Below are 16,677 nucleotides of genomic sequence, written 5' to 3'. Positions count from 1 at the left end.
CGATCATCGGGCATTCGACCTGGCCATAGGACTGACACATCGCCGGGCCGAACACCTCGACTGCCTGACGCAACTTCTCCGGGCTGCACGGCGAGCCGACGAGGATGAAGATGCGCAAGCTGGAGTAGTCGTGATCACCTAGTTCCGGCGAGGCGAGCAGCTGGTACAGCGCCGTCGGCGGCAGGTACATGTGGGTAACCTTGTACTCCGCAATCGTGCGCAGCACGCGCTCGGCATCGAAGCCGGGCAGGATCACCTGCGTTGCGCCAAGGCTCAGCGTCGAAAGCGCAATCGGCCCTGCCGCGTGCGTGATCGGCGCGGAGACGAGGGCGACCGGGTTGTCGGTGCGGCCGCCCATGCCATCAGCGGCGGTCTCGATCATCGTGCCCCAGCCGAGGTTGGTCACATTCGCACCCTTTGACGGGCCGGTGGTGCCGCCGGTCGGGAAGATGCCGACCATGTCCATCAGATTACCGAAGGCGTCGATTTCAGGCTCGATGAAATCCGCTTCGCTCACGCCCGTCATGAACTCTTCAAGGCTGGGATCGTCGCCCATCCGCTTATCGAGACAGACGAAGTGCTGGAGCGTGGGGCACAGCGCCTTGAGCTGCTCCACCTCGTCAGCCTTCGACGAATGGTAGACCATCCATTTGAGGCGAACGTAATTGATGTAGGCGGCGTTCGCATCGATCGCGTTGCGCGTGTTGACCGGGATCCATTTGCCATTCGCGCGCCACATGGCCAGCAGGGCAACAAGCAACATGCCATCATTCGGACCATAAAGACCCAGCAAGTCCTGATTTTCGAACCCGCCTTTTTGCAGCGCCGCCGCGATCCGCACGGAAAGCGCCTTGGTTTCGGCAAAGGTCAGCGAAAGGCCGGTGTCGGTGTCGACAATGGCAAGACGCTGCGGGTTACGATCATGGCCTCGGTCAAAATAGTCGATTGCGCGCATTGGTTATCCCCAACGGTTGATTTCTGGCCCCGGCGCCCATGCGCGGAGCGGGTCTGGAACGGTGGCTTTGGCCAGGGCCGCCTGCACCGACGGATGGGCGGCGGTGCGGGCAAGCCATGTCTGTGTGTGCGGTGCTGTGGCGAACGGTTCTGGAAGGAGCGGCTCCATCGCGGCAAGCCACGAGAACGTCACCAGATCGGCGATGGAGAACGGTCCCATCAGCCATTCGCGTCCGTCCGAAAGCTGCTTTTCACAGCGCTCCACAGCGGCGGTGACCTTGGCCTCGCTATCAGCGACCTGTGCAGCATCGATGCGGCCATCGTGAAGCGCCTGCCAACGTTCGCGCAAATCGTCCGAAACGATCCGCGCCGCCAGCTGTGCGAAACCTTCGGCCGGAATGGCAGCGATTTCGCTCTGCGAACTGGCCAGATTGCCCAGAAGCGCCGCAGCGGGCGAAAGCCGCTCGGTGATCTGGCGGCACCACATCATCATTTCCCAGCGGGCATGGGCATCGGTTGGTTGCAGCCCCGCACCGCCAGCGGCTTCATCGAGATACTGCGCAAGGAAGACGGACTCGGTCATCGCCTCACCACCTGTCACCAGCACCGGCCCTTCGCCTTCGATGCCGAGATCGAGCGCGACGGCTTCGGTGATACCCGGCAACCTGTGCCGCTCCCCCGCCAGAAGATCGATATGGCGGCATTCGATATCGAGACCCGATTCCGCCAGCGCCGCAAGGACAGTGAGAGAGGCTCCGTTCGGCTCGCCGTGATAGAGAATGGCGCTCATCCTTCGATCTCCGCCATGATCAGGCCATAGCGATGGGCAAGGTCCGTCTTGCCCATCGCCCAGGTCTTCTTCACCGCATCGCGGCTGTAGACACGCTTGAGCCAGCGCATGATGTTGGGCGTCTTGTCCTTGCCCGCCAGATCGGGCTGCGAGAGCGGCAGCGAATAGGTGCTGTTGAAGATGTTGATATCGGCCAGCGTATACTGGCTAGAACCCACATAGGGCCGCTTGCCCAGTTCCTCTTCCAGCCTGGCGATGCCGAGGCCGACGCGGCGGCGACTTTCGGCCATTTCGCTTTCCGAAAAATTGCCGCTGATCGCCTTGCGCCACGCCACGCGGCGTTCGGGCAGAGGGATGCGTTCGATTGCGGCGTCAAGCTCTGCCGGGTCACGCTGGCGCACCATCGGGCCGACGAACACGCTCCATCCGATCATGGAGAAGCTGGGTCCAAGCCACTGGTCCATGAACTTCATCCACCAGCGCACCCGCCACCGGTCCTGCGCGTCATCGGGCATCAGGTCAGGCCCGGCGAACTGGTCGTTCACATATTCCATGATCGCGGTGCTTTCAGTCAGCACGCGCGAACCATGTGTCATCGCGGGGATTGTACCCTGCGGGTTGATCGCAAGGTATTCCGGCTTGTGCTGATCGAACTGCAGCATGTCGATGTAATGGCTGGAAAAGGGCACACCCTTTTCCATCAGCGCCAGCATCGGCTTGCCCGAATTCGCATTCGGCTCCCAGTGATAGAGGGTAACCTCGTCCATCCGCCGCCTTGCCTCTCTCCCGATTCCGCTTTGCACGGAATTTGTTAGTAACACATACTAAATCAGCGGGAGCGCGGGTCAAGCCCGCTTGCCTCGAAAATTCGTGTCATGGCTATGGCGAATGCAGGGGCCAGCGCACCCCGCCGATTTTCCGGGTTTCACGCAGTGGAACAGCGCGGATGGCAAAAGGGGCACGCCCCAAAGAGACGCGCCCCAAATGCTTTACGGACATCCGACGCGAGGGATCAGCGCGCAGTCATGGTCCAGCGGAAGAGATGATTGCGGCCAGAGAGCGGCGCGGCCACAAGCATTTCTTCCCCGAGTCGCAAGCCCTGCTCCTCGAGAAGTCCTCTTAGCGCAGTCCAGTCACTCCAGCGAGTGAGGCCCGTCACCCTTTGCGGGGAACCAAGCGCACGCCATGCACTTTCCAGCCCCCCGGCAAGATCGATCTGCTGCGGCCCATGCTGCGCGACGGCAAAGGCCAGCGATTCCGGCACACGGCTGTCGAACACCACCAGCGCTGCTTCACCAACGCTTACAGCAAAGGCTGGCGCGGCAACGACCGATCCGGCCAGAGCGCTGCCTTTCAGCATCGAACGACGGGACAGGCGCATCAGCCCGCCTTTCCGAGATAGGCCGCCACCGCATCAAGTTCGGCGTCAGTCAGGTCCACCTTGGTCTGCTGCGGCATTGCGCCCTTGCCCATGCGCACGACCGCCTTCACATAATCGCGGGTCAGATCGTCACGATTGGCCAACACGCCCTTCTCAGGCGGATTGCCCGCCATCATCTGCTGCTTGGTGAGCAGGTTGGTGCCCATGCCGCCAACGAGGTGGCAATAGCCGCACTGCGCCTCGAACACGGTCTTGCCATCACGGCCCGGCTTCAACCGGTCCCCCTCAGGCGCGACCGGGCGCATCATGTACGGCGGCATCGGCGGAGGGCCACCAGCAGGGGGCGCAGCATAGGCAGCCGCACCCATCGCAACGAGAGCGGCGGCAATCACGATACGCTTCATCTCACTGCCCTCCCTTGTAGGCCGAGCCACGCTTGTCGGCATAGGCAGCGGGCCAGACCCCCTGCTTGCCCGGCGCGATGATCCCATTGGGGTCGAGCGCGGACTTCACTTTCTCGTCAAAACGGCGCAGCGCGTGGCTGTTGAAATCGAAGGTTTCCATCACCGGGTCCATCCAGCCCAGATGCGTGCGATATTCGGCATAGCCAGCCTTGGCGCTTTCCACGATCAGCGCGTCGAACAGCTTGCGCATCTTCACGACCTCTTCCGCATTGTCGCGGTCGTACATCAGCATGTTGACGTTGTTGGCAAAGCGCCCGCCAATGGTGAAGCTGGCATAGAAATCGACATCGAAATCCGCGATGATCTTGCGGCTGCGCGCCATCTGATCCAGCACGTGCTTGCCCGTGGCAGGCACCACTGGCGAAAAGCCCATGTGCGCCCCGCGCCCGCCGATCCAGTCCGACATCTGCAGCGGCACGGCAGACGGCACGCCCATCGTCGTTTCATACTGCCCGATGGGATCGCCCTGCCGCCACCAATGTTCCTGCGGCGCGGCATCAAGGTTGCGCTTCATCGCCGCCTTGACCACTTCGGCGCGCGCCTTGACGACTGGTTCTTCGCCATAAAGACGCAAGGCAACCTGCCAGTAACCCAGCTTGTGTTCCTTGAGCAGCTCTTCGACGCGCCATTCAGGAATGGCCGAAGGCTTGTCCCAGAAGTCCTTGCGCTGGCCTTTCAGCACCATCTTGCCCAGCCACGATGGGATGAACACGTTCTGGTCAATCAGGCCCGAAATCTTGAGCGGCGTGATCGTATCGATCACCCAGCCGATATCCTCAACCTTCGGGATATCCCACACGATTTCCAGCGAGGTTTCCGGCGCAGGCTGCAACCACACGCCCGCCTTCGTCACGATGCCGAGGTTCGATTGCGAGAACGCCAGATCCCAGGTCGGCCCATAGCTCATCGGGAACAGGTGCCACGACGGGTTATCCTTCATCGCGCCCATGCCGGTGCGCACCAGATCGCCATCGGGCAGCACCGCCTCGATCCCGCAAAGGTTGCGCGCGTGAAGACCATAGGGTGTGTAGCCGATGCCATGCTCCAGCGCGTTGCCCAGAACCGAACCCCAGGCATTGCCCGGCACCGATGTCCACAACGGGGCCTTTTCACGCTGGATCTGGTCGTAAAGATCAAAGAACCCCACGCCCGGTTCGACCACGCAATACGCCAGCTTGTGATCGAGTTCGAGAACCTTGTTCATGCGCCCAAGGTCCATAACCACGGTGCCTTCCATGCGCGGAGCAGCGGTTCCGTACCCCAGATTCTTGCCGCGTGCGACAGGCCACAACGGCACTTTGTGTTCGTTGGCCAACCGCACGATCGCGCGCACCTCGTCCACGCTGGCAGGCGCCACGGCAGCTGATGCAGGCCACTCCTCGGTGCTGCCCGGAGCATAGGTATCGGCATAGGCATCGCGATCGGCGTCGGAGTCCATGACCCATTCCTTGCCGACGACACCGGCAAAAGCGGTCATCGCAGACTGGAACTGCTTCGGGCTGACGCGAGGGGGCAGGTGAAGCTTCACCGGACGGATTCTCCCATGTTATTTTCTAACAATTGTTATTGTTATGGCGTGACGGGCGGCGAAGGTCAAGCATCCCGATATTATTCGTCATTGCGAGGAGGTGGAGCCGACGAAGCAATCCAGAGCGACATGCAAACCGCTCTGGATTGCTTCGCTGCGCTCGCAATGACGATGGGATATGGCCTCACGTCAGCGCGTAGTACTTCACGTAGTTACCATCCGGTTTGCGCTCACCCACGCCGATGAAGACGTGGCGGGTCAGCCAATCGTGCTTGCCCTTGCTCGTCTCGAACGTCGGCTGCGCGCGGAGATAGTATTCGGCGTGGGGCACCGGCTCGCCCCCGGCAAAGGCCCAGGCGCGCAAGCGGTCCATCGTGCCGGGTTCACGCCCCCACAGAAAGCCCTTGTTCTGCATGTAGATCAGCGTGCCATCATCTTCTTCCAGCACATAGCGGGCATCGAATGCCGCGGTGTCATCAGGCCGGAAGAAGGCATAGTCACCGCCCGAATTGGGCACGGCCCTGCCCTTCAAGCGCGGGCCTTCGAACTCGCCTTCATCGACATAGACAGCGCTGCGCATCCCGCCCGAAGGCAGGTCGGGCACCATCTGCACGCGGGTGAAGCGCAGGCGGCAGGCGAAGGCGAATTCGAGGCGGGGATTGTCGAGGGTGGAGAAGTCCATGTGGGAGCCTTTTCAAACAGCGCCAATTTCCAAATTTCTCGTCGTCCCGGACTTGATCCGGGACTTGGCTTCTCTTTCCGGCGTCGAAAGAGGGAAGCCCTGCCCCGGATCAAGTCCGGGGCGACGATCTGTGCTGACGACCAAGCGTTGCATCAGTAATTCGAAAGAATCGTCAGGCTCGGCCCATCCAGCGGCTTTCCGGCCTTCTGCTTTTCCAGTTCATCCTTGCGGGTCTGGCCCTGCAGGTCGATCAGATAGGCATGGATCGCATCGGCATCGTCGCCTGAAAGAATATCGTTCCAGCGCGGCATCCCATTGGGCACGAGCAGGCCCTCCATCACGATGTCGCGAAACATCTCGTGGCTGGCAGGCTGCATCCGGCGCAGGTCAGGGGTGATCGAGCGTGGCTGGTTGGCGTGGCAGATCGCGCAGTTCCCGAAGAACAGCCCCTGCCCGCGCGCGATGGTGGCTGCAGTGACGCCGGGAGCCTGCGCAGGCGGCGCGGGCGCAACTTCCAGCGCGGGCCGCATGTCGGGCATCGGAACCTTGCCGCCGCCGATCCTGAACACGAGCAGCCGGTTCGTGTTGTAGCGGTTATAGGCCGCCGAATAGCGCGGAACGAAGGGATAGCCGCCGCCCCCCCACCCAGCCATGACCGCGATGTATTGCACGCCGTCAACCGTATAGGTCATCGGCGCAGCCATGATCGCGCTGCCGGTGTCTATCTCTTTAAGCAACCTGCCGGTCTTCGTTTCGCGCACGAAGAGCTTGCCAGTCACGCCGCCGTAGATCGTCAGTCCGCTGGCGGTGGTCAGCACTCCGCCCCGATCCTGCCAGCCAGCGGTGTCGGCGGCCCACACGGTCTTGCCGGTCAGCGGATCAATCGCGCGGATCTGCGCGCTGGCCGGGTTCTTCAGCGCTTCGGCATAGGCAGGCGTCTTGCGCACAGCTTCACCGAATGCAGGCGGAAATGTTCCAAGCGCCGCCTCGACATCGGGCGTGAAGATCAGCGCAGCATCGTTGTTCAGCCCGCGCGCCTTGTGGGGTTTCAATCCCTCGGTCATGAAGATCAGGTTGCCAATGTCCAGCACCGCGCCGATGTACAGGCCCGTGGCCGGATCATAGCTCGCCGGATGCCAGTTGCGCGCGCCGGTGGTGGCGGGGAACACGATCTTGGGACCGGTGGTGTAATCGGCGGCTTCGGGATCAAGGATCGGCCGGCCGGTCTTGGGATCGATGCCCTTGGTCCAGTTGGTCCGCACGATGGGATTGGCGCGCAGCAGCTTTCCATCGCGCCGGTCGAGAATATAGAGGAAGCCGTTCTTGGGCGCGTGGAGCACCACCGGACGATCCTCTCCATCCACCTTCATGCGGGTGAAAATCATGGGCTGCGTAGCGGTAAAGTCCCAGTTGTCGCCGGGCGTTTCCTGATAGTGCCACTTCATCCGCCCGGTTTTGGGATCGAGCGCGACGAGGCTGGCAAGATAGAGGTTGTCGCCACCTGCGGGGGACCGCTTCGACGTGGCATAAGGCCCGCCGTTACCCGTGCCGACCAGCACGAGGCCGGTTTCGGGATCGAAGGAAATCGCATCCCACGGACTGCCGCCCCCGCCGATATCCCAGCGGCTGTTCGGGTCCCACGTTTTCAGCGCGGCTTCGAGTTCGGGCGTTTCCTGCGGCCCCAGCTTCGGATCGTGCGGCACCACGTGCCAGCGCCAGCGCAGCTTGCCCGTTTCCAGATCGAGCGCGGTGACATAGCCGCGCACATCGTATTCGGCGCCGCTCATGCCCACGACGACCACGTCGCCCGCAATTTCCGGCGCGCCGGTGGAGTTGTCGCCCCGCTTGCGATCTTCGATGAAGTCGGTCTTCCAAACCACCGCGCCGGTCTTTGCATCCAGCGCATACATCCAGCCATCGAGCGCTGCGACGAAGACCTTGCCGCGCGCCACGGCCACCCCACGATTGACCATATCGCAGCAGACCGTGCGGTTGACCTGCATGTCCACTTCGGGTTCGAACCGCCAGAGTTCCTTGCCCGTCGCAGCGTCGAAGGCATAGGCACGGCCCGTGGTGCCTGACGTGTAGAGCACGCCGTCCATCACGACAGGCGTCGCTTCCTGCCCGCGCAGGGTGCCAAGATCAGCCTCCCACGCAAGGCCAAGCTGGCCGACGTTTTCGGCGTTGATTGCGGTCAGCCGCGAATGGTGCGTCTTGCCCGTGTCACCGCCGGGGCTGGTCCAATCTGTTCCTGCGCCAACTTGCGGCGGAACGGCGGCAATAGTGCAGGCCGCCAGCATAAGCGCACCCAGCCCCAACATCCCCTTTTTGGCCGAGCGCATCACAGCGAATCCCACGGGCTGGGCATCCGGTAGGGCACGGTAATGAAATTCGCTTCGATCTGTTCGATCATGCCGTGATCGATCTTGAACAGTTCGGAGATATAGAAGCTGTGCGGCCGCAGCACCGGGCTTTTGACCGTGCGCCCGTCGGTCAGCTGGAATTCGCGCAGGCGGCCCGAATGGTCGATGAAGCCGAAAGCCAGCACCAGTCCGCGCTCTTCATCCACCAGCGGGAAGCGGCGGGCGCGCAGATCGTCGTCATAGCGGTAGTTGCCCATGCGGAACTGTTCTTCGCAGCCTAGCGCCGATACCGGCACGATCTTGGCAAAGTCCGGGTTACGTGTGGTCTGGACGCCGTTTTCCACGCGGTTGCAATCGGGGTGGAACTTCGTGTGGATCGTGCCGTCATTACGCTGCAGCGTGTCGAAATAACCGTTGGACAGGCGCACCATCTCTTCGCGCGCAACCGGCGCCTCCGGTTCGCGATGCAGGATCGGCTTGTCCCAATAGCGGCAGTTCTCGAACTTGATCCCGCTGTCGGACTGGCGGACGATCAGCATTTCGCATTCTGCAATCTGCCCGGCTTCGTTCAGGCCAAGGCGCAGCGTGAAGGCGGATTCCTCGATCGGTTCGATCACCGTGCCGAAATATCCCACCTGTCGCGTGCGCGTGTCGGCAAAGCGCAACTGGTAATCGCCCAGCCGGTCGATCGTGCCCCACACGCCATCGCCGATTTCCAGCATGACGTTGTTCTCGCTGTGATTCGCACCGGTAGCCCAGTCGAGCGAACGGGGATCGCGGGCGTTCAGCGCGGCCAGAAAGCGGTCCAGAACGGCGTAAAGCTCGGCGCGGGTCATCACTTCTCCCAAACTTGTGATTGAGGCTTTGACGGCCTTCTCATCGCAAGGCATACTCTACCAAATGTTATAAATAAAGGGGAGAGAAGGCATGGCGCGAACCGCGCAGGAACAGGCCAATCACGATCTCGTGCTGGAGATGTATCACAAGGTTCTGATCGCGATGGATAGCAGCGTGGTGGATCGCTACATCGCGCCGGAATACGTCCAGCATTCATCGCTGGCAGAACCATCGGTCGCCGCGCTGAAAGGCTTTCTCGATCGCGTTCGCGCCGAATCGCCCGATGCCGTGCAGACGGTGCACCGCAGCTTTGTCGACGGTGATCATGTCATCACCCACACCCATGTGGTGCGCTGGCCCGGCGATGCCGGGTTGGCCGTGGTCGATATCTTCCGCGTGGAAGGTGGCCTGATCGTGGAGCACTGGGACGTGATTCAGGATGTTCCCGAAAACCCGGTAAACCCCAACAGCATGTTTTGAAGGGAGAGAGACGATGCGCCTTTTGACCACCGCCATTGCCTTTGCGCTCACCGTTACCGCCGCGCAGGCTGAGGAATGCAAGCTGACCCCCAAGGAAGTCGTCAGCCAGTTCATGGACGAATTCTACATCCAGAAGAAGGTCCGCTCGTCCTTCGAAAAGTGGGTCGATCCGGGCTATATCCAGCACAACCCCTTCGCCGCCACCGGGCGCGATGCGGCGATTGCATTTCTTGAACCCTTCGTTGCGAACAATCCTACGCAGAAGACCAAGATTCACCGTGTGATTGCCGATGGAAACATCGTCGCCGTGCATAGCCACGGGTGGAACGAAACCGGCGATGCTGCGGCCAAGCGCGGGTTCGCGGTGGTGGATATCTTCCGGGTCGAAGGCTGCAAGGTGATGGAGCATTGGGATGTCCTGTCCCCCGTTCCCGAAACCGCCGCCAATACCAATACGATGTTCTGACCGGTGAAGCGGTTTGACAACAAGTGCGTGGCGATCCTTGGCGGCACCGCCGGGATCGGCCTCGCCGCCGCGCGCATGTTCGCGGCGGAAGGCGCAAAACTGGCGATTACCGGGCGCAATACCGATGCCTTGCGTGCGATTGACGAGGAACTGGACGCCATTTGCATCCGGTCCGACATGGCAATCCTGAACGACACAGAGAAGGCCCTGAACGACACCAAGGAGGCCTTGGGCGGTATCGACGTGCTTTTCGTGAACGCCGGCGTGGGCGGTTTCGCGATGGTGCCCGATGTCACGCCCGAGTTCTGGGACGAGATCCACACGGTCAACTTGCGCGGCGCGTTCTTCGCCATCCAGAAGGCCCTGCCGATGATGCGCGATGGCGGCTCCATCGTGATCACCGGATCGATCGGATCGATGGCCGCCGTGCCCGGCAATGTCGCCTATGCCGCCGCCAAGGCCGGTTTGCGGGCAATGGCGCGGATCGTTGGGAAAGAACTGCTGCCCCGCCGCATCCGCGTCAACATGGTCAGCCCCGGCCCGACCGACACCGAGATATTCAAGCGCGATGCCAGCGAGGCGGAAATTCAGGGGATGCGCGACATGCTTTCGTCCGTCGTTCCCATCGGCCGCATGGGCACGAGCGAAGAAGTGGCGCGCGCGGTGCTGTTCCTCGCCAGCGAGGAAGCGAGCTTTATCAATGGGGTAGACTTGTGCGTTGATGGCGGGTGCATCGAACTGGGCTGATTACTGCTGCGGCCCTGTCTGCGCAGCTTCGGCCAGCGTGCTGCCGCTTTTATCGGGCAGGGTCCAGATGATCAGGTTCATCAGCATGACGCCCGCCAGCGTGAGCATCAGTACAGGACGCTTGCGCTCTCCCCGCCGGAACAGGAACGCCGCGCCCGCGACGAGGGCGATTGCGGCGAGCATCAGCAGGGAGAGCGCAGTATCGAGCATGAAGTCCCGTTAGCTGCCGAAAATGCCCTTGGCCATACCGGCAAGGTCGTTCAGCGGATTGCCATCGCCATCCTTGTCGAGAAAAGCCGTGACCTTGCTCAACGCATCCGGGTTCTGGCCGAGCATTGACGCGAAGTTCCCCAGCGAGCCTTCACCGCCAATGTGACCGACGATTTCCTGCAGCTTCGACGCATCAAGGCCGGTATTCGCCGCCGCCGTTTCGATCGTATCGCCCTTGGACTGGTGTCCAGCCGCCAGCGCCGCAATAGCGTTTTCGGCCATGTCGGGATCGATACCGACCTTCGCCGCAAGGTTCTTCACATCGACGTTGCCAGCCACCTGGCCAAGGATCGAATCAAACAGGCTCATTGCAGTTCCCTCCAAAGCGGAAGACGAAAGCTTAGCGCGCCTGCAGGAACTTGCCAGCAAGGGATAGGGCCAAACCGGTCTGCTTCAGGCCTGTTCGCACAGTGCCTGCAACTGATCGGCGCAGGCGTTCCAGCCAGCCTCGAAGCCCATTTCGGCGTGGTTGTTCATCGCTTCCTCGGTCCAGTGCCGGGCGCTGGCGGTGTAGCGGGTGCCATCGCCTTCGGGCGCGATTTCCCAGATGCCGATCATGAAGGGACCTGAAGGCTGGAAATCAGCGGTCACGGCATCGGTCGCCACGAAGCGGCGGCCTTCATCCCACGCCAGAAAGATGCCGTCCTGCGGCATTTCCTCGCCATCAGGACCGTGCATCACCATCGCGCTGCGACCGCCGGGGCGGCGATCCTGTTCGATCATGGTGATCCACCACGGTTTGGGACACCACCATTCTTCCTGCCGATTGGCGAGAACGTCCCACACCTTTTCGGGTGACGCGGCAATGTAGCGGGTGATCGAAAGTTCGTTCATCTTTCAGCTCTCCTGTCTGCTCAGTCGCGGTCCGGGGCGCCGAGCGGAAAATAGTGGCGGAAGCGCCGGGCATCTTCGACGCAGCGCGCCACGGCCGGCATGGCGAGAAGCTGCGCGCGCCATCCGCGCAGACGCGGGCAGTCATCGGGAATGCGCGTCACCCAATCGGCATAGAACAATGCCGGTGCCGCAGCACATTCGATCAGGCTGACGCTATCGGGCATGGCATATCTGGCCAGCCAGCCTTCGATCCAGCGATAGGCCCGTGTGACCCGCTCATCCACCCGTGCCTGCGTTTCTGGCGATACAGAACCATGCCGTATCGTCTCATCGACACACTCCTGCATCGCGTTCATCACATAGTTGTCGAACACGCGATCGATCATGCGCGTGCAGATCGCCTCGTCAGGGTCGGCAGGTATCAGCGGCGCTGCGCCGGGATGGTGAAGCGCCAGATACTCGATGATCGCCGTCGTCTCGAACACTTCGCGACCATTGTCCACCAGCAGGGGAAACTTGCCCATCGGACTGGCCTGCTGCACGCGGGCGTATGCGGTGGCCTGATCGGGGTTTTCCCCATCAAGACTGTGAAACGTGAAGGGCGTGCCGTTGGCGTACAACGCAATCAGCACTTTCCACGTGTACGACGAAAACGGGTGACCATAGAGTTCCAGCATTATCCCTCCCCTTGCGCAGCAGCTTCGATTCCGGCGTGATCGATCTTGCGCATCGTCATCATCGCAGCAAACACGCGGGCGCGCACGTCAGGATCGGGATCGGCCATCCCGACGGTCAGCACGCGCGGGGTGATCTGCCAGTTCACGCCCCATTTGTCCTTGCACCAGCCGCACGCGCTTTCCGCCCCGCCACTGCCGACGATGGCGTTCCAGTAGCGGTCGGTTTCCTCTTGTGTATCGGTCGCCACCTGAAACGAGAACGCCTCGGTATGCGGGAACTGCGGCCCGCCGTTCAGCCCGATGCACGGTGCGCCCAGCATGGTGAATTCAACCGTCAGCACCGTCCCCGCAGCGCCGCCCGGAAAATCGCCGGGCGCGCGGTGGATCGCATCAAGGCTGCTGCCGGGAAAGGTCGCGGCATAGAACCGCGCCGCCTCTTCGGCATCACCATTGTACCAGAGACACAAGGTCAGCGGAGGGACTGCCACGGTCATGCTTCTTCTCCTTTGGGACCCACCACGCCGAAAACGGCCCCGTCAGGATCGGTGGCGACGACGATCCAGTCACCGCCGGGCACCTCGTGCGGTCCCATCATCACGGTGCCGCCCGCCGCCTCGATCGCAGCCTTGGCCGCGAACGTGGATGGAACGCCGAAATATACCAGCCATGACGGCGGGTGCTTCTTGTCCATCTGCGGCATGATCGCGCCGAGCACCTGCCCATCGAAATCGATGAAGGCATAATCCCCCATGTCACCCATCGGCATCGAATTGTTGAATTCAAAGCCGAAGTGCCGCGCGTAAAACGCCTTCGCTCCTGCTGCATCGCTGGTGGACAGTTCATTCCAGCGCGCGTGCTGCACACCGTCGGCTTTGAACGCATCGCTTTGCGCGTCGGGACGGTCCGCAGGTGGGCGCGGCTGCATCAGGTAGAACGGCGCACCTTGGGGATCGGCGACCATTGCGAAGCTGCCCTCGGCAATGTCCGTCCGGGGCATCAGCACTTTGCCGCCATCATCCTGCAATGCCGCCAGACCTGCATCGATATCGGCAACCGCAAGATAGGGCACCCAGACCGGACGGGCACCGCCTGCCCGCATCTGGTCCGTCAGTTGCAAGGCTCCGCCGGTTGCCCCGCCATCGCTGCGCAGGATCATGCGATAATCCATCGGCGATTGCGGATCGGGTTCGGAAAGCTGCCATCCCATGACCTTGCCATAAAACGCCGCAGCGCCCGGCAAGTCTGCCGTCATCAGTTCATACCAGCAGAACGGGACCGGGCGGCTCATATCCCTGCCCCCAGCGAGAGCATGGTCGAAAAGCCGCCCATGATCATGCGTGCGCCATCGAACGGCATTTCCACCGGCTCTTTGCTTTCGGACATGAGCTTTTGCATGGTGGCGTGGGCGGCATCGCGGGTCGCCTTGTCGGGCCATTCCGCCCAACTGAATACCACGGTTTCATCTTCGGTGGCTTCGGTCGCGCGGTAGAAGTCGGTGCGTTTGCCGTGGGCAACGTCATCGCCCCATGCCTCGACCACGCGCAGCGCGCCATGTTCGACCATCATCGCGTCGAATTTGCGCGCGACTTCCTCGTACTTGTCACGGTTGGCGGTGGGCACCGCCAGAACGAACCCGTCGATATAAGACATCGCACTTTCTCCCTTCAGGTTTCTCTCCCGAACAACATCGCAAAATAGCGCCGCAGGTGAACGACCTGCTCGCGCGCAAGGCTGGCGGCGCTCTCTTCAGGCTGCGTCTTTGCCAGCACGAAGGCACCCTGGATTACAGCCTGAACATGCCGTGCCAAGCTGGCTCCTGTCGTGCCCGAAACGCCGCATTGTGCCACGGCTGCGTCAAGATCCGCCTCAAGCGCACGGGCATTGCCCATGATGCTCGCTTCGGCTGCCATGCGAATCGCCGCGCTGGATCGGAACGCCTCCTGAACCAGCGTGCCGGCCACACAACTGAAGGCTTCGGGTGGCCCGCCGATCAGGGCGATGCGCAGATCGAGGTAACCAAGCACGCGGTCCACCGGATCGGGCAAGGCGTGGAACGGGGCTTCGGCAAAGAAGGCGGCGGTGCTGGCCGACCAATAGTCTGCCGCCGCCACGCCCAACGCCTCCTTGGAAGCGAAATGATGAAAGAACGCGCCCTTGGTCACCCCAGCCTCGGCGCACAACTGATCTACCGAGGTTGCAGCAAAGCCATTAGAACGAATGAGCTTCACCGCCGCTTCAAGCAGCTTGTCCTTCGCCGTCACAGCCGGGGGACGAAAAGGGCGATTCGGGATCACATCAATCGACATACCAACCGGTTGGTATGTCACAAGGGCAAAGCGGTGAATCGAGGCGGCACATCGCTGCGCCGCCCCGAACTTTAGGTTACATTGCCATGATGCGCTGGGCGATCGGCTCTTCCTTTTCGGCTACCGCCGCCCAAGCCGGACGCGCCGCCACGCGATCATACCAAGCCGCCGTTTTAGGCCGTGCCTGCGCATCAACACCGTGGCCGACATAGGCCAGCGTGCGGAACATCGAAGCGACCGCGATATCGCCGATGCTGAGGTTTTCGCCCAACAGCCAGCCATCATCGGGGGCAACGCTTTCGAACCAGTCTACCCAGCGGGGCAATTCTGCCTCGCCCTGCAGGGCAATCGCTTCATCCCCGCCCACCTTGAGCAGCTTGGGGCCGACAAGACGGTTGAACAGGATTTTCAAACCCGTCCCGCCCAGCACCGTGTCGGCAAACTCATCCCAGAACACAGCCTTGCCACGCAGCCGGGGGTCATCGGGGATCAGCTTGGGTTCGGGGTATTGCCCATCAAGGTAGAACGCGATCGCCGTCGAATCGGCCAACGTGTAGCCTTGGTCATCGATGGCCGGAATCTTGCCAAGAGGGCTGACAGTCAGAAATTCGGGATCGGTGCTGCCCGACCCGCCACGCGCCAATTCCCAGGAAATGCCCTTTTCCGTAGCGATCACCGCCACTTTGCGAACGAACGGCGAAAGCAGCGCACCGTAAAGCTTCATCGAAATTCTCCCACTCCATTGGACAGGTTCCTTGAAACCTTATTGCAGCGCCGCGCCCGCGCGTATAGGCGAGGCGGTGATGAGCGAACTTCCGAACAGCCACGCGACGACGCTGCTCGCCGCGCCCGACACGCAAATCGATGTCCGTGAGACCTTCGGCATCGATATCGACATGAAAGTCCCCGCGTTCAGCCGCGCCGACGAGCGCGTGCCCGACGTGGACACGACCTATGTCTTCGATCCCGATACCACGCTGGCGATTCTTGCAGGCTTTGCCTACAACCGCCGCGTGATGGTGCAGGGCTATCACGGCACCGGCAAATCGACGCACATCGAACAGGTTGCCGCGCGGCTCAACTGGCCGTGCATCCGCATCAACCTTGATGCGCACATCAGCCGTATCGATCTGGTCGGCCGCGATGCCATCGTGCTGCGCGATGGCTTGCAGGTTACCGAATTCCGCGAAGGCCTGCTGCCCTGGGCGCTGCAGACGCCGACTGCGCTGGTGTTCGACGAATACGATGCGGGCCGCCCGGACGTGATGTTCGTGATCCAGCGCGTGCTGGAAACCGAAGGCAAGCTGACGCTGCTCGACCAGAACCGCGTGATCCGCCCGAACCCCCACTTCCGCCTGTTCGCCACGGCCAACACCGTGGGCCTGGGTGACACCAGCGGCCTCTATCACGGCACGCAGGCGATCAACCAGGGCCAGATGGACCGCTGGAACCTGGTCGTCGCGCTCAACTATCTGGCGCAGGAAACCGAGGTTGAGATCGTCACCAAGAAGGTGCCCGATCTGAACCCGCAGACCGTGGCCGACATGGTGCGCGTGGCCAACCTGACCCGTCAGGGCTTCATCAATGGTGACATTTCGACGGTGATGAGCCCGCGCACGGTCATTTCGTGGGCGCAGAACAGCCAGATCTTCAACGATGTCGGCTTTGCCTTCCGCCTCTCGTTCCTGAACAAGTGCGATGAGACGGAGCGCGTGCTGGTGGCGGAATATTACCAGCGGGTGTTCGGCAAGGACTTGCCCGAAAGCGTTGCCAACCGCGGCTAAGCTTTCCAGCGCTGAAATTGAAAGGCCCCCGCGATTGCGAGGGCCTTTTTCGTTGGATCAACCGTTCGGCGTGATCAAGTACTTCTCGCCCGTGCGCCGTGCGTTGTAATCCAG

General features: G+C 62.0%; 22 protein-coding genes. 4 read left to right on the top strand and 18 right to left on the bottom strand.

Annotation, left to right across the window (positions count from 1 at the left end; all coding sequences use genetic code 11):
* The 9 genes from ACOVQ0_RS02245 to ACOVQ0_RS02205 all read right to left on the bottom strand — a co-directional run.
* A partial coding sequence (locus tag ACOVQ0_RS02245) for a class I adenylate-forming enzyme family protein (protein WP_421879693.1) occupies positions 1-955 on the bottom strand: 955 nt, incomplete at its 3' end.
* A 3-nt stretch (positions 956-958) separates the two neighbouring features.
* Positions 959-1,744, bottom strand: coding sequence for a glutathione S-transferase family protein (locus tag ACOVQ0_RS02240; protein WP_421879690.1), 786 nt, complete (start codon positions 1,742-1,744; stop codon positions 959-961).
* Complete coding sequence (locus tag ACOVQ0_RS02235) at positions 1,741-2,511, bottom strand: glutathione S-transferase family protein (RefSeq protein ID WP_421879688.1); 771 nt, start codon at positions 2,509-2,511, stop codon at positions 1,741-1,743. The genes ACOVQ0_RS02240 and ACOVQ0_RS02235 overlap by 4 nt, the downstream gene beginning before the upstream one ends.
* 245 nt (positions 2,512-2,756) lie before the next feature.
* Positions 2,757-3,125, bottom strand: a complete 369-nt coding sequence (locus ACOVQ0_RS02230; protein ID WP_421879685.1) for a hypothetical protein — start codon at positions 3,123-3,125, stop codon at positions 2,757-2,759.
* Complete coding sequence (locus ACOVQ0_RS02225; RefSeq protein WP_421879682.1) at positions 3,125-3,529, bottom strand: c-type cytochrome; 405 nt, start codon at positions 3,527-3,529, stop codon at positions 3,125-3,127. The genes ACOVQ0_RS02230 and ACOVQ0_RS02225 overlap by 1 nt, the downstream gene beginning before the upstream one ends.
* 1 nt (position 3,530) lies before the next feature.
* The gene (locus tag ACOVQ0_RS02220) at positions 3,531-5,117 is read right to left on the bottom strand and encodes an FAD-binding oxidoreductase (protein ID WP_421879679.1); all 1,587 of its coding nucleotides are present in this window, start codon (positions 5,115-5,117) and stop codon (positions 3,531-3,533) included.
* A gap of 184 nt (positions 5,118-5,301) precedes the next feature.
* Complete coding sequence (locus ACOVQ0_RS02215) at positions 5,302-5,799, bottom strand: DUF3237 domain-containing protein (protein WP_421879675.1); 498 nt, start codon at positions 5,797-5,799, stop codon at positions 5,302-5,304.
* 152 nt (positions 5,800-5,951) lie between these two features.
* Entirely contained in the window at positions 5,952-8,141 is a 2,190-nt protein-coding gene (locus ACOVQ0_RS02210) for a PQQ-dependent dehydrogenase, methanol/ethanol family (RefSeq protein WP_421879672.1), read from the bottom strand.
* Positions 8,141-8,998: a hypothetical protein gene (locus ACOVQ0_RS02205; RefSeq protein WP_421879669.1), complete on the bottom strand. Its 858-nt coding sequence runs from the start codon at positions 8,996-8,998 to the stop codon at positions 8,141-8,143. Before ACOVQ0_RS02205 ends, ACOVQ0_RS02210 begins: the two co-directional genes overlap by 1 nt.
* Before the next feature lie 91 nt (positions 8,999-9,089).
* On the opposite strand from ACOVQ0_RS02205, the gene ACOVQ0_RS02200 reads away from it, so the two are divergent.
* From ACOVQ0_RS02200 to ACOVQ0_RS02190, 3 genes are read left to right on the top strand one after another with little or no spacing between them, the layout of a single operon-like run.
* Positions 9,090-9,479 carry a nuclear transport factor 2 family protein gene (locus tag ACOVQ0_RS02200; protein WP_421879666.1) on the top strand — a complete coding sequence of 130 codons (390 nt, stop codon included), beginning with the start codon at positions 9,090-9,092 and terminating at the stop codon, positions 9,477-9,479.
* Positions 9,480-9,492: 13 nt separating this feature from the next.
* Complete coding sequence (locus tag ACOVQ0_RS02195) at positions 9,493-9,945, top strand: nuclear transport factor 2 family protein (protein ID WP_421879664.1); 453 nt, start codon at positions 9,493-9,495, stop codon at positions 9,943-9,945.
* Between the two features lie 3 nt (positions 9,946-9,948).
* A complete protein-coding gene (locus tag ACOVQ0_RS02190; protein WP_421879661.1) occupies positions 9,949-10,692 on the top strand; it encodes an SDR family oxidoreductase in 744 nt (247 codons plus the stop codon).
* Here the strand turns inward: ACOVQ0_RS02190 and ACOVQ0_RS02185 are convergent, their stop codons facing one another.
* The 9 genes from ACOVQ0_RS02185 to ACOVQ0_RS02145 form a co-directional block, all read right to left on the bottom strand.
* Positions 10,693-10,902 (bottom strand): hypothetical protein, encoded by a 210-nt coding sequence (locus ACOVQ0_RS02185; protein WP_421879657.1) that lies wholly within the window; start codon positions 10,900-10,902, stop codon positions 10,693-10,695.
* Positions 10,903-10,911: 9 nt separating this feature from the next.
* Positions 10,912-11,271 (bottom strand): hypothetical protein, encoded by a 360-nt coding sequence (locus tag ACOVQ0_RS02180; RefSeq protein WP_421879654.1) that lies wholly within the window; start codon positions 11,269-11,271, stop codon positions 10,912-10,914.
* 84 nt (positions 11,272-11,355) lie between these two features.
* Entirely contained in the window at positions 11,356-11,796 is a 441-nt protein-coding gene (locus ACOVQ0_RS02175; RefSeq protein ID WP_421879651.1) for an SRPBCC family protein, read from the bottom strand.
* Positions 11,797-11,816: 20 nt separating this feature from the next.
* Positions 11,817-12,473, bottom strand: a complete 657-nt coding sequence (locus ACOVQ0_RS02170) for a glutathione S-transferase family protein (RefSeq protein ID WP_421879648.1) — start codon at positions 12,471-12,473, stop codon at positions 11,817-11,819.
* Positions 12,473-12,967 carry a VOC family protein gene (locus tag ACOVQ0_RS02165; RefSeq protein WP_421879645.1) on the bottom strand — a complete coding sequence of 165 codons (495 nt, stop codon included), beginning with the start codon at positions 12,965-12,967 and terminating at the stop codon, positions 12,473-12,475. Before ACOVQ0_RS02165 ends, ACOVQ0_RS02170 begins: the two co-directional genes overlap by 1 nt.
* A complete protein-coding gene (locus tag ACOVQ0_RS02160) occupies positions 12,964-13,761 on the bottom strand; it encodes a VOC family protein (protein ID WP_421879642.1) in 798 nt (265 codons plus the stop codon). The genes ACOVQ0_RS02165 and ACOVQ0_RS02160 overlap by 4 nt, the downstream gene beginning before the upstream one ends.
* Positions 13,758-14,123 (bottom strand): DUF1428 domain-containing protein, encoded by a 366-nt coding sequence (locus ACOVQ0_RS02155; RefSeq protein WP_421879639.1) that lies wholly within the window; start codon positions 14,121-14,123, stop codon positions 13,758-13,760. Before ACOVQ0_RS02155 ends, ACOVQ0_RS02160 begins: the two co-directional genes overlap by 4 nt.
* A 14-nt stretch (positions 14,124-14,137) precedes the next feature.
* Positions 14,138-14,734 (bottom strand): TetR/AcrR family transcriptional regulator, encoded by a 597-nt coding sequence (locus tag ACOVQ0_RS02150; RefSeq protein WP_421879636.1) that lies wholly within the window; start codon positions 14,732-14,734, stop codon positions 14,138-14,140.
* Positions 14,735-14,855: 121 nt separating this feature from the next.
* Positions 14,856-15,503, bottom strand: coding sequence for a glutathione S-transferase family protein (locus ACOVQ0_RS02145; RefSeq protein WP_421879633.1), 648 nt, complete (start codon positions 15,501-15,503; stop codon positions 14,856-14,858).
* 79 nt (positions 15,504-15,582) lie between these two features.
* Between ACOVQ0_RS02145 and cobS the strand changes: the two genes are divergently transcribed.
* Positions 15,583-16,563 (top strand): cobaltochelatase subunit CobS, encoded by a 981-nt coding sequence (cobS, locus tag ACOVQ0_RS02140; RefSeq protein ID WP_421879630.1) that lies wholly within the window; start codon positions 15,583-15,585, stop codon positions 16,561-16,563.
* Positions 16,564-16,677: the final 114 nt, after the last annotated feature.

Source organism: Novosphingobium sp. (assembly GCF_049240505.1).
Classification (GTDB): Bacteria; Pseudomonadota; Alphaproteobacteria; order Sphingomonadales; family Sphingomonadaceae; genus Novosphingobium.
Note: the sequence above shows the minus strand (reverse complement) of the source record. Positions and strands in the feature narration are given on the sequence as shown.